Annotated in this window: 11 protein-coding genes; 4 read left to right on the top strand and 7 right to left on the bottom strand. The window is 62.0% G+C overall.

Annotation, left to right across the window (positions count from 1 at the left end; genetic code table 11):
- Positions 1 to 45 precede the first annotated feature (45 nt).
- The 4 genes from WCL58_RS03015 to WCL58_RS03000 all read right to left on the bottom strand — a co-directional run bounded on the left by WCL58_RS03015 (position 46) and on the right by WCL58_RS03000 (position 3,144).
- Complete coding sequence (locus WCL58_RS03015; RefSeq protein WP_038871544.1) at positions 46 to 735, bottom strand: VIT1/CCC1 transporter family protein; 690 nt, start codon at positions 733 to 735, stop codon at positions 46 to 48.
- 26 nt (positions 736 to 761) lie between these two features.
- Positions 762 to 1,235, bottom strand: a complete 474-nt coding sequence (locus WCL58_RS03010; protein WP_060439899.1) for a VOC family protein — start codon at positions 1,233 to 1,235, stop codon at positions 762 to 764.
- A gap of 11 nt (positions 1,236 to 1,246) precedes the next feature.
- Entirely contained in the window at positions 1,247 to 1,597 is a 351-nt protein-coding gene (locus WCL58_RS03005; RefSeq protein ID WP_038871540.1) for a DUF1428 domain-containing protein, read from the bottom strand.
- Between the two features lie 104 nt (positions 1,598 to 1,701).
- Positions 1,702 to 3,144, bottom strand: coding sequence for a GGDEF domain-containing protein (locus tag WCL58_RS03000; protein WP_336850455.1), 1,443 nt, complete (start codon positions 3,142 to 3,144; stop codon positions 1,702 to 1,704).
- A gap of 387 nt (positions 3,145 to 3,531) precedes the next feature.
- Between WCL58_RS03000 and WCL58_RS02995 the strand changes: the two genes are divergently transcribed.
- Complete coding sequence (locus WCL58_RS02995; protein ID WP_369819275.1) at positions 3,532 to 5,670, top strand: TonB-dependent siderophore receptor; 2,139 nt, start codon at positions 3,532 to 3,534, stop codon at positions 5,668 to 5,670.
- 49 nt (positions 5,671 to 5,719) lie between these two features.
- On the opposite strand, the gene WCL58_RS02990 is transcribed toward WCL58_RS02995, so the two are convergent.
- Together WCL58_RS02990 and WCL58_RS02985 are read right to left on the bottom strand one after the other, a co-directional pair.
- Positions 5,720 to 6,181 (bottom strand): GNAT family N-acetyltransferase, encoded by a 462-nt coding sequence (locus WCL58_RS02990; RefSeq protein ID WP_060419689.1) that lies wholly within the window; start codon positions 6,179 to 6,181, stop codon positions 5,720 to 5,722.
- A gap of 55 nt (positions 6,182 to 6,236) precedes the next feature.
- Positions 6,237 to 7,052 (bottom strand): alpha/beta fold hydrolase, encoded by an 816-nt coding sequence (locus WCL58_RS02985; protein WP_102984646.1) that lies wholly within the window; start codon positions 7,050 to 7,052, stop codon positions 6,237 to 6,239.
- A gap of 129 nt (positions 7,053 to 7,181) precedes the next feature.
- Between WCL58_RS02985 and WCL58_RS02980 the strand changes: the two genes are divergently transcribed.
- The gene (locus WCL58_RS02980) at positions 7,182 to 7,349 is read left to right on the top strand and encodes a hypothetical protein (protein WP_164550866.1); all 168 of its coding nucleotides are present in this window, start codon (positions 7,182 to 7,184) and stop codon (positions 7,347 to 7,349) included.
- A 43-nt stretch (positions 7,350 to 7,392) separates the two neighbouring features.
- On the opposite strand, the gene WCL58_RS02975 is transcribed toward WCL58_RS02980, so the two are convergent.
- Positions 7,393 to 9,822: a DUF3772 domain-containing protein gene (locus WCL58_RS02975; protein WP_336850453.1), complete on the bottom strand. Its 2,430-nt coding sequence runs from the start codon at positions 9,820 to 9,822 to the stop codon at positions 7,393 to 7,395.
- A gap of 450 nt (positions 9,823 to 10,272) precedes the next feature.
- Between WCL58_RS02975 and WCL58_RS02970 the strand changes: the two genes are divergently transcribed.
- Together WCL58_RS02970 and WCL58_RS02965 are read left to right on the top strand one after the other, a co-directional pair.
- Entirely contained in the window at positions 10,273 to 12,003 is a 1,731-nt protein-coding gene (locus WCL58_RS02970) for an ABC-F family ATP-binding cassette domain-containing protein (protein WP_336850452.1), read from the top strand.
- A 47-nt stretch (positions 12,004 to 12,050) separates the two neighbouring features.
- A complete protein-coding gene (locus tag WCL58_RS02965; RefSeq protein ID WP_060439895.1) occupies positions 12,051 to 12,491 on the top strand; it encodes a GNAT family N-acetyltransferase in 441 nt (146 codons plus the stop codon).
- Positions 12,492 to 12,508: the final 17 nt, after the last annotated feature.

The raw sequence follows: 12,508 nt of genomic DNA, 5'->3' as shown, positions 1-12,508 counted from the left end.
ATAAATACTGAACTTGAGGTGCAACAGATTGATGCAAGCGCGGCGCTAGCCGGCCGCGACGCCAAACAGCATGCCGACGCCGGAGGAAACCGCCATCGCCAGGGCGCTCCAGATCAGGATACGCGCTACGCCCGGCAAGATCGGCGCACCCCCGGTTTTCGCGGCGATACCGCCGAGAATGCCAAGGGAAATCAGCGCCGATGCCACCAGCGCCGGCCGCGTCCAGGCAACCGGCACCCACAGCGCCACCAGCAGCGGCAACAGCGCGCCGAGAGAGAAACTGAGGGCCGATGCCAACGCGGCCTGCAGCGGCCGGGCGCGCGTGGCGGCGGAAATGCCCAGTTCGTCGCGCGCGTGGGCCTCCAGCGCATCATGCGCCATCAGCTTTTCCGCCACCTGCCGGGCCAGCGCCGGGTCCAGCCCGCGATGCACGTAGATAGACGTCAGTTCGCGGAACTCCCCCGGATAGTCTTCGAGCAGCTCCGCCTGTTCCTCGGCCAGCGCGGCCTTCTCGGTGTCCGCCTGCGACGACACCGACACGTACTCGCCGGTGGCCATCGACATCGCGCCCGCCACCCACCCGGCGACGCCGGCGATCATCAGTGCGGAATGCGAGGCGCTGGCCGCCGCTACGCCCAGCAGCAGGCTGGCCGTTGAGACGATGCCGTCGTTGGCGCCGAGCACCGCCGCCCGCAGCCAGCCGATGCGTTCAATACTGTGCCGCTCTCGATGCATCCTTTCTCTCCCACGTTCTCTTTCCGCTAGTCCCGCGCCGCCGCTTCCAGGCCGGCGATGTCGATTTTGCCCATCAGCAGCATCGCTTCCGTGACCCGCCGCACGCGCGCGGCGTCGGGGTCGTTCATCAACTCGGTCAGGCGCCGCGGCACGATCTGCCAGCACAGCCCCCAGCGATCGCGCAGCCAGCCGCACTGCTCAGCCTCGCCGCCCTCGCTCAACGCATCCCACAGCCGGTCAACCTCCGCCTGATCGTCGCATTCTACCATCACGGAAAAGCTGTGATTGAACGGATCCAACGGCCCGGCCTCGATCGCCGCATAGCGCTGGTCACCCAGGGTGAAGGAGGCCAGCTTCACGCTGCCGGCCGGGCCGCTCGGCGTATCCGCCGGCAGATCGGAAAACCAGTTCACGGACGAACCGGGGATCAGCGCGACGTAGCAATTCAGCGCCGCCTCCATGTCTTTTTCAAACCACAGATGTTGCGTAATTCTGGCCATCGGCGCCTCCTTCAGGCATCGAGGATCGGCGCGAACCCGCCAAAGATCATGCGTTTGCCGTCAAACGGCATCTCGCCCAGCGCCTTCATGCGCGGATCGTTCATCATTTTCTGGTTGGCGGCGTCGCGCACCGCCTTGGAGGGGTACTCTATCCAACTGAACACCACCACTTCGCCCTCCTGCGCCTTTACCGCGCCGCGAAAGTCGGTGAGTTTGCCGTCGGGCACGTCATCGCCCCAACACTCCACGATGCGCGTGGCGCCAAACTCTTTGAACAGCGGCGCCGCAGCGGCCGCCAGCCGGTGATAAGCCTCCTTGTTGGCGGCCGGCACCGCCACCACAAACCCGTCTACGTATTTCATCCTGGTATCCTCTTGTCTGATTAAGGACAGTCGGTTCAGCACGGGCGACGTTGCCCGTGCCCCCTACCAGTTTAGACGGCGGGCGCGCGGCCCGGATCGGAAGTTCAGCGGCCAGGATCGTTCGGCGGGTAAGATTCCGGCGTGGCGACCCGGTTACGGCCGGCATTTTTCGCTTTGTATACCGCCAGATCCGCCAGTTTGAGCAGGTCGGCCAGGCTATGGCCGGAACCGCCAGGGCAGGTCACCATGCCGATGCTGACGGTGATCTGCAGCGGATAGCCGGCCGGCATGGTGATCGATTCCGCCTCAATGCGTTGCCGCAGCCGTTCGGCCAGCTGCAACCCCTGCTGCGGCTGGCCGAGCGTCGAGACGATGGCGAACTCTTCGCCGCCCATGCGGCCGAACAGATCGTTGACGTTCAGATCGGCGGCGATCGCACGGGTAAACGCCATCAGCGCCTGATCGCCACCGGCGTGGCCGAAACGGTCATTGATCGATTTGAAATAGTCGATGTCGAGCATCATGACGCACACCAGCTCCCCTTTCTGATCGATCACCCGCTCGCCGCGCTGCATAAACGCATTGCGCGTCAGCACGTGGGTCAACGCATCGTGATTCGCCACGTGCTCCAGCGTGCGTAACAACGCGTTGCGCGCATAGTTCATGCTGGCGACGGCGATCGGCCCCAACGCCAGCAGCGCGATGCCCAGGCGCATGGATACCGCGTTCTGCAGCACCTTCATGTCGAGCGTGGTGCTAAGCAACCCGAAATCGATCGCCAGATGGCACCACAGCACGTAAACCAGCACCGCGATCATGGTGCTGAACAACGAAAAGGACATCGCCAGCCACAGCAGCACCGGCATCGGGAAGATCACCGCGCCGGGGCCGCCGATCAGCACGCTGCAGACCGCCGCCAGCGCCAGCAGCGCCAACACCGCCAGTTTCCCCCCCGCCTGCGGCCATTGGCTGCGCTGTATCAACATGGCGCAGGCCGCGCGCAGGCGATGTCGCCAATCGGCGGGAAACACCAGAATGAACGGCATCAGCGTGACGTAGTTGGTGAATTCAGATGAGAACCACAGCGCCAGGGAGGTCAAATAGGGCCTGCCGAACAACCACTGCGAGGCAACGGCCCCCACCAAGCCGGTAGCGGCGGCGGCGGCCAGGCAGATACCGAACAGATACATGCTGGACGCGCCGCGTTGCAACATGCGCGCCGGCGGCGACAGCCGCATGAACAGCAGATAGCCCACCACCACGCCGGCCAGATTGGCGGCGTTCAGCAGCAGCGCTTTCTCCAACGCACTGCCGGTCAACAGATCCGCCGCCAGGTAGCCCAGCACCGCCATCCCCCAGCCGGCGCGCGTCGCCCACTGCGGGCGGCGCACCAAAACGGCCAGCAGCACGGCGTTAGCCGGCCAGAATATCGCCAGAAAACTGCCGGGCCGGCTCACGATGCCCAGCAGACACAGCGCGAACACCAGCAAAAAAATGCTGAGCGCGGGCCAGATTTTCCGGGTATCGGACAACGAGGTGGTTTGCATCTTGGATCCAGAGACTTCCGCTAGCGTAAGGTGACAGTCTTTGCGTGTCACAACCGTCGACGATGAGGAGAAGATAAACGGCCGACCCGCCTATTATTGCCAGTTTTGCCGGTCCGGACACCTGTTTATTCATCAAGGAAAAATATATTTGTGTATCAATATATTGACGACACTCGCCTATCTGGCGCAGAAACTGCCAAGGCATCCCGGCCGTCTTGATCATTATGGTCAATTCGTCGGATTTTTACCGGTAAAACCGCCGTCTTTTTCCTTGATGACAAAATAAAATCGGGCAATGCGCGGATCTCTCCTTTGCCCTCTATCCAAACCCATTAAACGATAATTATAATGATAATCGTTATTATTTATTATTTACCATGGAATGATATGCACCAGTCAGTTCTTCGCCGCCCCAACAAAAACAAAAAAAATCACGTTTTCCGCTCGCTGCCCCTGATCGCCGGCCTGTTTCCCGCCCTGACGATCGCCGCCGCGCCCGACGCAAAAAAGGAAGACGCCATCACGGTGACCGCCACCGCCCTGCCTGCCGGCAGCTATAGCGCCGATACCGCCTCAACCGGCAGCAAAACCGCCACGCCAATCGGTGAACTGCCGCAATCGGTCAGCGTCGTCACCTCACAGGTGATTGACGACTTCCAGGTCAAAAGCGTCAATGACGCGATGAAATTCGTCAGCGGCGTCACCCAGGGCAACACGCTCGGCGGCACCGAGGATGGCTTCGTCAAACGCGGCTTTGGGGTTAACTCCGACGGTTCGGTGTTCATCGACGGCGTGCGCAGCAACCAAGGGCTGAGCATGGACGCCACCACCGATCGCGTCGAGGTGCTGAAAGGTTCCGCTTCGCTGCTGTATGGCATCCTCAGCCCCGGCGGCGTCATCAACCTGATCAGCAAAAAACCGCAGTATGACTGGAACACCCGCATTAGCGGCGCCACCAACAGCTTCGGCGGCGGCAGCGGCAGCGTCGATGTGACCGGCCCGCTGGGCGGCGGCTTCGCCTTCCGCCTGATCGCCGAGCGACAGCACGAGGATTACTGGCGTAACTTCGGCAGCGACGAACACACGCTGATCGCTCCTTCACTCAGCTGGTTCGGCGACCAGGCTTCCTTTAACATCGCCTACAGCGAGTACAAATACGACATTCCTTACGATCGCGGCACCGCGTTTATCGACGGCAAACCGGTCGATGTGCCCTATAACCGCCGGCTGGATGACTACGCCAACCGCGCCTGGGGCAAGAACAAACGCCTGAACGCCCATTATGAATATGCGCTGGATCCGATCTGGACCACCCGCCTCAACTACGCCTGGCTGCAACGCCGTTACGACAGCAACGAAGTGCGCGCCACCGCGATCGACACCGCGACCGGCATCGTTTCGCGCCGCGCCGACGCCAACCGCGGCTTCAATCACCAGACCGATTATTATTCCTGGGATGTGACCGGTTCGCCGGAGGTGTTCGGCATGCAACACGACCTACTGCTGGGCGTGGACTACGAAAAGAACCAGACTTACAAGGCCTACTCCTATCGCGGCAAAGTGTCGAAGACGTTCAACATGTACGATCCGGCGTATGGCGAAGCGCCCGTCACCGACAGCACCACCTACAACGACGCATTGAGCAACCTGCGCACGACGCTGTTCAGCCGCTCCCTGTACGCCAAGGACAGCATTCATCTCTCCGACCGGTGGATTGCGGTGCTCGGCGCACGCTATCAGTCGTATTACCAGAACAACAGCAACGGTTTCCAGAAGCCGAAAAATACGCTCAATGACAAAGACGATCAGTTTTTGCCGCAGGCGGGGCTGGTGTATAAGCTGACGCCGAACCTGTCTCTGTACGGTAACTACAGCCGTTCCTTCACGCCGTCCACCGCCATCGACGATAACGGCAACGTCGCCACGCCGGAAACCGGCACCACCTATGAGGTGGGCGGCAAATGGCAGATCGCCCCGGCGTTCGACGCCACGCTGGCGCTCTATCGTATTGATGAAAGCAATATGTCGATCTTTATCAACGGCGTGACCCGCAGCATTCCCAAGGCGCGATCCACCGGTGCCGAACTGGAGTTGAACGGCGAAGTGGCGCCCAACTGGGATCTCACCGCCAACTACAGCTACGACAAAACCGAGATCGTCGAAGACAACCTCAATCCGGCCAACGTCGGCAACCGGCTGGTCAACGCCCCGACCAACATGGGCGGCCTGTATCTCAGCCACCGCATGACGCTGCCGGTGGTGCCCGGCGAGGTGCGCGTGGGCGGCGGTGCGCGCTATGTCGGCCGCCGCGCCGGCGATCCGGAGAACAGCTTCACCATGCCGGCCTACACCGTGGCGGATGCCTTTGTCGCCTGGGACAGCAAGCTGCTTGGCAAACATACTCAGCTGAAACTGAATGTGAAAAACCTGTTTAACCGCGAATACTACGCCTCCAGCGCCGGTAACCTGCGCGTGATTGAAGGCGAACCGCGCAGCCTCAGCCTGCAGGCGACGGTCGATTTCTAACCCCCCATCTCCGGGCGCCGTTTGGCGCCCGTTTTCTTTTCGCCCGGCGTCAAAGCGCCTTGCGGTACATCACGAAACCGGGGCGCTCCGCCACCTTGTCATACAGCCGCATGGCGGTCTGGTTGGTTTCGTGGGTATTCCAATAAACCCGCGGCAACCCCAGCTGCTGCGCACGCTCGTAGACCGCCGCGATCAGCGCTCTCGCTACGCCTTTGCCGCGCACCGTCTCCGCAGTGAACAGATCCTGCAGATAACAGTTAGGCTGCAGCTGGGTGGTGCTGCGGTGCAGGAGGTAGTGCGTCAACCCGACCACCTGGCCCTGATGCTCCGCGACCAGCGCAAACATCGGTTCGTAGGCGTCGAAAAAACGCCGCCAGGTGGTCTGCGTCACCTCGTCCGGCAGCGCCGTTGCCCCCTCACGGCCGTAAAATGCGTTATACCCTTGCCACAGCGCCAGCCAGGCGGCGTAATCCCGCGCTTCCAGCGGCCTGACCACGATGCTTTCGCTCATGATGTCCTCTTCGATGATGTCAAAATGCCCCGCCTCCAGCATAGAGCAGTAAGCGTCAGCGCGCAGGCGGCGGCATCACATCGGCGAGAAAATCCAGCAGCGCGCGGTTGAACACCGCCGGCCGCTGCAGCGGCGCGAAGTGGCTGACGCCCGGCAGCGTCACCAGACGGGCGCCGGGAATGCTGCCGCTCAGGTAGGCAGCATGCTCGGCGCGGATAAACTCATCGTGTTCGCTGTGAACGATCGTCACCGGCACACGAATGGCCGCCAATTCCTGCGCGGTGTAGTTCGGCTGGCTGCTCATCATCAGGCTCACGGCGGCGACAAATTCATCGAACTCCTGCGGCGTCGGCGACAGCGCGGCATAGTCCTGCACGTGGCGGGCGAAGCAGCGCTCGACGATCGGGTTGGCGGCCGGCGGTTTAACACCGCTGGGATCCATATTGCAGCCGAAGAAAAAGACGCCGTCCACCCGCTGCGGCGCCCGATGGGCGGCGATAAGCGCGACGCAGGCGCCGTCGCTCCAGCCCGCCAGCGCGGCGTGCGGGATCCGCAACGCGTCCATCACCGCCAACAGATCATCGGCCATGCGATCGTAACGGTAAGGCCGGGCGTCGTGCGTGCTGCGCCCGTGCCCGCGGCTGTCGATGACCAGCACGCCATACCCGGCGGCCAGCAGCGCCGGCAGCTGATACCCCCAGTTGCCGCTGTGGCCCAGGCCGCCGTGCAGCAGGATCACCGTCGGCGCCACGCCATAGGCGGCATACCAGATGCGCGCCCCGTCATGTTCGACAAACCCCTGCCTGGACGTGGGCGGCAACGGCGGCGCGCCCTGCGCGGCAAAGCGGGTCAACTCGTCGTCGGTTTGCATCTTTTCCTCCTCATTCGCCGACGTTGTGCGCCAACAAGGCATCAAAGGAGTATAGATCGCCCCGGTGAGCGGTGCCGTTCGCTTTCCCGACATATACTTAAGGGAGGAATCGCAATGGAGGACGGTGAGATGAAGAAAATAATTCTCGTGTTTTTGATGCTGATGCTGAGCGGGTGTATCGGCGGCGGCGGCGGCCCGTCGAATGCGCCGTCGGCATCGCCGAATGAGCCTTATACCTGCACCAAATCCAGCGCCAACAGCGACTGCTCGCAATCGGTGGAGCCGTCGATGTATTAGCCGCGTTCGGCGGGCCGTCGCGTAGAGGCCCGCCTTAGGGGGACTAGGAGGAGTGCTCCTCTTCGTTGGCCTGATATCGCGTCGCCTGCTGCTTCATAAACACCACTTCCTGCGGGCTGGACAGGCTCACTTCCTGCGCGCGCAGCAGCTTGAGGATATTGAACAGCAGTTCGCTCTTGGTGGCGCCGACCATGCGCGGGCTCGGCACGTAGCCGGTCACGCTCAGGATAATGCCGTCCGGCCCCAGCTGGCTGAAGCGCACGTAAGGCGCCGGCGTTTCCAGAATGGTTTCGTACTCGTTATAGGCGCTAAGCAAGATATTGCGCACCTGCTCCGGATCGATGGAGGTCGGGAACGTCAGCGCGATAGTCACCACCCCTTGCGCGTTGCCCATGGTGGCGTTGCGCACGTTCTGCGAGATCAGCTGCGAGTTCGGTACGATCATGGTGGAACGGTCGCTGAGCTGGATTTCGGTGGCGCGCACGTTGATGCGCCGCACGTCGCCTTCCACGCCGCCGATGCCGATCATATCCCCCACCTTCACCGGGCGTTCGGTCAGCAGGATCAGGCCGGAAATAAAGTTCTTCACGATCTCCTGCAAACCGAAACCAATACCAACCGACAGGGCGCTGACGATCCACGCCAGGTTGCTCCACTGGATGCCCAGCGCCGCCAAGGTGATCAGAATCACCAGCACATAGCCGATATTGCTGAACAGCGTCACCAGCGAGGCGCGAATGCCGACGTCCGAGATGGTTTTCGGCAGCAGTTCAGACCCCAGCCAGCGCCGCACCGCGCGCAAAATATAGATGCCGATCGCCAGACAGATCACGGCGTTGAGCAGGTTGCCGGGCACGATGTTGAAACGCTGCAACCCTTCACCGGTCAGGATGGAGACGATTTTCTCCATCAGCGAGCCCGGCGTGGTGCTGCCGAATGAGCCGTTGAACAGCGCGACGATCATCAACAGCAACAGGGAACATTTGGCCAGCGCGGTGGTGATGATCGACATCTGCTCCAGATGGCGATCCTTGAAGCTGAGCGTTTTCTTCAGCATCTTGCCGCTGACGGTCTGCGGCGAAAACAGCGCGGCGCACAAATCGGTGGCGAACAGCACCATAAAGTAGAACGCCATCAACACCAGCACCACCCAGATCAGCTGGTAGGTCAGGAAGCGGGCGAAGGCGATGTAGCCGATAAGCAGGGAAAACAGGATCACCATCGAACAGACCAGGGTGACGAGGTGCACCAGCCCGCCGACCAGCGTGCGTTTTTCCAGGTGCGCGCCCTGCTGTTCCAGACGGCGACGAATGCGCTGGCCGCGCAGCGGCGCCGCCAGCAGTACCATGCCGATCAACCCCGCCACCAGGCCGTTGCCGAAAATGGTGGTGGCCAATGAAGCGCTGACGACGTTGTTGATCAGCTCCACGGTGCCGAACGCCAGCGCCAGGCCGGCCAGCAGCGGCGAGAAGTAACGCAGCCCGGCGGCCACGTCGTTATCCATGGACGCCAGACGCCACGACGGGCGATTCAGAGACAACGCCGCACGCCCCAGCCCGGCGATCAGCGCGCAGAAAATCCCCAGACGGTTGAAACCTTCCGCGAAATCCTCCAGCGTCACCGGCAGCGGCTGCACGCGGACAAAGACGTAATACAGCAGGTTCAGCGCGATGGAGGTGGTGATCACCGTCACCGCCACGGTAACGATCGCCATAAAGCTGCGGCGCAGTCGCCCGTCCGGCAGAAAACGGATGCTGACCCAGGCGAGGAAACGCTCGGAGAAATAGCGCCCCCAGGACCAGACAATCACTGCCAGCGCCAGCAACGCCAGCGTGCCGTACCGCCATTCGTCCTGCCAACTGGCGTCCCAGGCCGCTTTCATCTCGGCGTTGAACTGATCCAGCCGCTGTACGTCATCCTCTGACGGCTGCAGCACCGGCGCCCAGAATTTGATACCCAAAATGCTGCCGGTATTCAGCGCCAGCTGGGTTTTAAACGCCACCCGGCGCAGATCGCCAATCTGCTGCCCCAGATCGAAGGCGCTGCTCTTGATGGCCTGCGCGCGTTTCACCGCGTCATCCAGCTGCTTTTTGCTGTTGTTCAGCGCGTTGCGCTGCTGGGCCACCGCCGGGGTTTCCGGCAGTGCACCGGCCGCCGGGGCCGGCCCCAGGACGTCCAGCTGCGCTTTCAGTTTGTCCTGCTCGGGCTGCAGATCGGTGGCAAGTCTTTCCATGCCGGCGACCAGATCGTCAGTCGCCAGCCGCAGTTTGCTGAGCTGGGTATCGGTGGTCGCTTTGGAAACCAGCTGCTTCATGCTGTCCAACTGCTTTTGCGCGGCTTTCAGCTGCGTGGCGGGATCGGGCGCGCTTTCGGCGGCGGGATCATCCTGGGTAGCGGCGACGGCGGCGAGCGGCGTCAGCTGCAAACCCAACAGCAATAACAACAACAGCAGGAACGGGCGAGGCTTTAACATAAATTCAGTGCTCAGCATCATTATCTGATAGACAGACGAACAGGCGGCGGATGAACCGTCGCTTAACCATAAACGCTAATTATAATAGCTGCTTAATGTCGGCCGAAATACAGTAATTATTCCCATTGTGTGCCACGCGCGCCCACCGGACTTAGCCTGCTGATTATTCAGGCGCTTTTACACTGGCGGCGCAGCGTAAAGCGCTCTATACTCCTGCCACCGATTAACCTGCAACCACTAAAAGGAGACTTACTATGCTGACGTGTGAATTGTTTTTTCACTCACACTTCTTTGGTAATCGTCGCCGCTCAAGCATTACCGGTATCGTGCTGCGATAACCCAGCTTGAGCGAAGCTTACTAAAATCCAGGATCTTCCCTCCGGCTTACCGGGTTGTCGTCAGCGATGTTTGACGATAGGCATTGTCATGCCTGTAACTCTTGAGTAAGCAATGAGCACACTACTGTCTGCACAATCTGTCGGTTACGACAACGCGTTCGGCGTCCTGCTGAGCGAGATTTCCTTCAGCCTGAAAAAAGGCGATCGCATCGGTTTGATCGGCGACAACGGCTGCGGCAAAAGCACCCTGCTGCAACTGCTCAGCGGTGCCCTGCCCATCCACAGCGGAACGGTGACATTGTCACACCAATGCCTGATGGCGCGCATCGAACAACACCTGCCGCCTGAGCTGCACGCCAGCACCCTGCTGGATGCGGTACTGGCGCAATTGCCCGCGGGCCAACACCTCAGCGAACGCTGGCGCTGTGAAGCGCTGCTTGCCGAGCTGGGGTTTGAACCGACGAGCTGGACGTTGACCGCCGGCACCCTCAGCGGCGGCCAGCACACCCGCCTGCTGCTGGCGCGCGCGCTGATCCGCCAGCCCGATCTGCTGCTGCTCGACGAACCCAGCAACCACCTGGATCTGCCCACGCTGCTGTGGCTGGAGCAGTTCTTGCGCAGCTGGAGCGGCAGCTTCGTGCTGGTATCGCACGATCGCTATCTGCTCGATCAGGTGACCAACTGTACCTGGATCCTGCGCGATAAAACGCTGCAGTTCTTCCGTTTGCCCTGCTCCGCTGCGCGCGCCGCACTGGCGGAACAGGACGCTGCGGACGAGCATCGGCGCCAGGCCGAGCAAAAAGAGATAGACCGGGTGGAAAAAAGCGCCAAACGCCTGGCGACCTGGGGCAAGGTCTATGACAACGAAGATCTGGCGCGCAAAGCCAAGCAAATGGAAAAGCGCGTCGATCGGTTGAAGGAAGAACAGACCACCCTGACCGCCGGTAGCCCGTGGCGGCTGCGATTACAGGGAGAGGCGCTGGACGCCGATCGCCTGCTGGCGCTGCCGCAATGGACCGTGCGCCCGGCGCCGGATGCGCCGGTGCTGTTCAGCCTGGAGCATCTGCGCGTCAAAAGCGGCGATCGCATCGCCATCGTCGGGCGCAACGGCTGCGGGAAATCGTCGCTGCTGCGCTTGCTGTGGCAGGCGTATCAGCACCCCGCGGAACGCCCGGCGATCTTCCACCCGCGCGTGCGCATCGGCTATTACGATCAGAGCCTGCAACAGCTGCGCGATGAAGACACGTTGAGCGAAGCGCTGGCGCAGTTTGCGCCGCTGACCGAGGAACAGCGGAAAATGGCGCTGATCGGCGCCGGTTTCCCTTACCTGCGCCACCATCAGCAGATCCGTTCGCTGAGCGGCGGCGAGCGTTCGCGGCTGCTGTTCGTCGGCCTGACGCTGGCCAACCATTCGCTGCTGCTGCTGGACGAGCCCACCAACCACCTGGACATGGCAGGCAAAGAAGAGCTGGCGGAAACGCTGCGCCAGTTCGCCGGCGCCGTCATATTGGTCACCCATGACCGGATGCTGATCGAACAGAGCTGCAACCGCTTTTGGCTGATCGACCAGCAAAAACTGGAGGAGTGGCACGATCTGGCGCCGGTGTATCAGCGCCTGGCGGGCGAAGCGCCGGCACTGCCGACAGCGGGCAAGGCCGATGCAGACGCCCCGATGCCAGATGAGCGCTTGGAAGGCGAAGAAGCGCTGCTGACCGCCCTGTTTGCCCTCGAAAGCAAACTGGAGGATGACCTGGCGCGCAAGCCGAAGCACCAGAAACCGGCGCTTCAGGCGCGCTGGCGCCGCGAGATTGCCGACATTACCGCCCGGTTGAATCTGGGCTAACCCTGACAGGCCGCCCTCCGGCGGCCTGTTTTTTGACGGAGTGCGACATGGCATTTTCCCTTGAGCAGGCTACACACGCGCAGCGGCCACTGCTGGCGGTCATGCTGTCCGATTGCCTTCGCGAGCTGGGCGCCGATGGCGATTACCCCTATCTGCCGCTCTACTGGCGCGAGGTCGGCCGCTACCCCTATTTGATTTTGAGCGATCGGCAAACGGCCGGTTTCGCGTTAGTCCGGCGCCTGGACAGCGCCACCGTCGAAATGGCGGAGTTCTACGTCAAGCCCGAGTGGCGGCGCACCGGGCTGGGGCAACGGGCCGCCCACGCCTTGTTCGCGCAACATCCCGGCGGCTGGTCGCTGTCGGTCAGCCCGGATAATCCGCGCGGGCTGGCGTTTTGGCGCGCGGTAATACCGGCCGGGGCCACGACCGAACCGCTATCGGCCCCCGATGCCATAATGCAGCTGCGTTTTTCATCCCCGCCGCGCTGAGCGACACATTACCTTCA

Origin of the sequence: Serratia sp. TMDUHS_CL (genome assembly GCF_037137105.1) — a bacterium.
Taxonomy (GTDB): domain Bacteria; phylum Pseudomonadota; class Gammaproteobacteria; order Enterobacterales; family Enterobacteriaceae; genus Serratia; species Serratia nevei.
The sequence above is the reverse complement of the archived record's forward strand: the minus strand, read 5'-3'. Positions and strand labels throughout refer to the sequence as shown.

Excerpts from the sequence above, each read along its gene's own strand:
- WCL58_RS03015 (WP_038871544.1), bottom strand. The coding sequence starts at position 735 with ATGCATCGAGAGCGGCACAGTATTGAACGCATCGGCTGGCTGCGGGCG.
- WCL58_RS03010 (WP_060439899.1), bottom strand. The coding sequence starts at position 1,235 with ATGGCCAGAATTACGCAACATCTGTGGTTTGAAAAAGACATGGAGGCG.
- WCL58_RS03005 (WP_038871540.1), bottom strand. The coding sequence starts at position 1,597 with ATGAAATACGTAGACGGGTTTGTGGTGGCGGTGCCGGCCGCCAACAAG.
- WCL58_RS03000 (WP_336850455.1), bottom strand. The coding sequence starts at position 3,144 with ATGCAAACCACCTCGTTGTCCGATACCCGGAAAATCTGGCCCGCGCTC.
- WCL58_RS02995 (WP_369819275.1), top strand. The coding sequence starts at position 3,532 with ATGCACCAGTCAGTTCTTCGCCGCCCCAACAAAAACAAAAAAAATCAC.
- WCL58_RS02990 (WP_060419689.1), bottom strand. The coding sequence starts at position 6,181 with ATGAGCGAAAGCATCGTGGTCAGGCCGCTGGAAGCGCGGGATTACGCC.
- WCL58_RS02985 (WP_102984646.1), bottom strand. The coding sequence starts at position 7,052 with ATGCAAACCGACGACGAGTTGACCCGCTTTGCCGCGCAGGGCGCGCCG.
- WCL58_RS02980 (WP_164550866.1), top strand. The coding sequence starts at position 7,182 with ATGAAGAAAATAATTCTCGTGTTTTTGATGCTGATGCTGAGCGGGTGT.
- WCL58_RS02975 (WP_336850453.1), bottom strand. The coding sequence starts at position 9,822 with ATGTTAAAGCCTCGCCCGTTCCTGCTGTTGTTGTTATTGCTGTTGGGT.
- WCL58_RS02970 (WP_336850452.1), top strand. The coding sequence starts at position 10,273 with ATGAGCACACTACTGTCTGCACAATCTGTCGGTTACGACAACGCGTTC.
- WCL58_RS02965 (WP_060439895.1), top strand. The coding sequence starts at position 12,051 with ATGGCATTTTCCCTTGAGCAGGCTACACACGCGCAGCGGCCACTGCTG.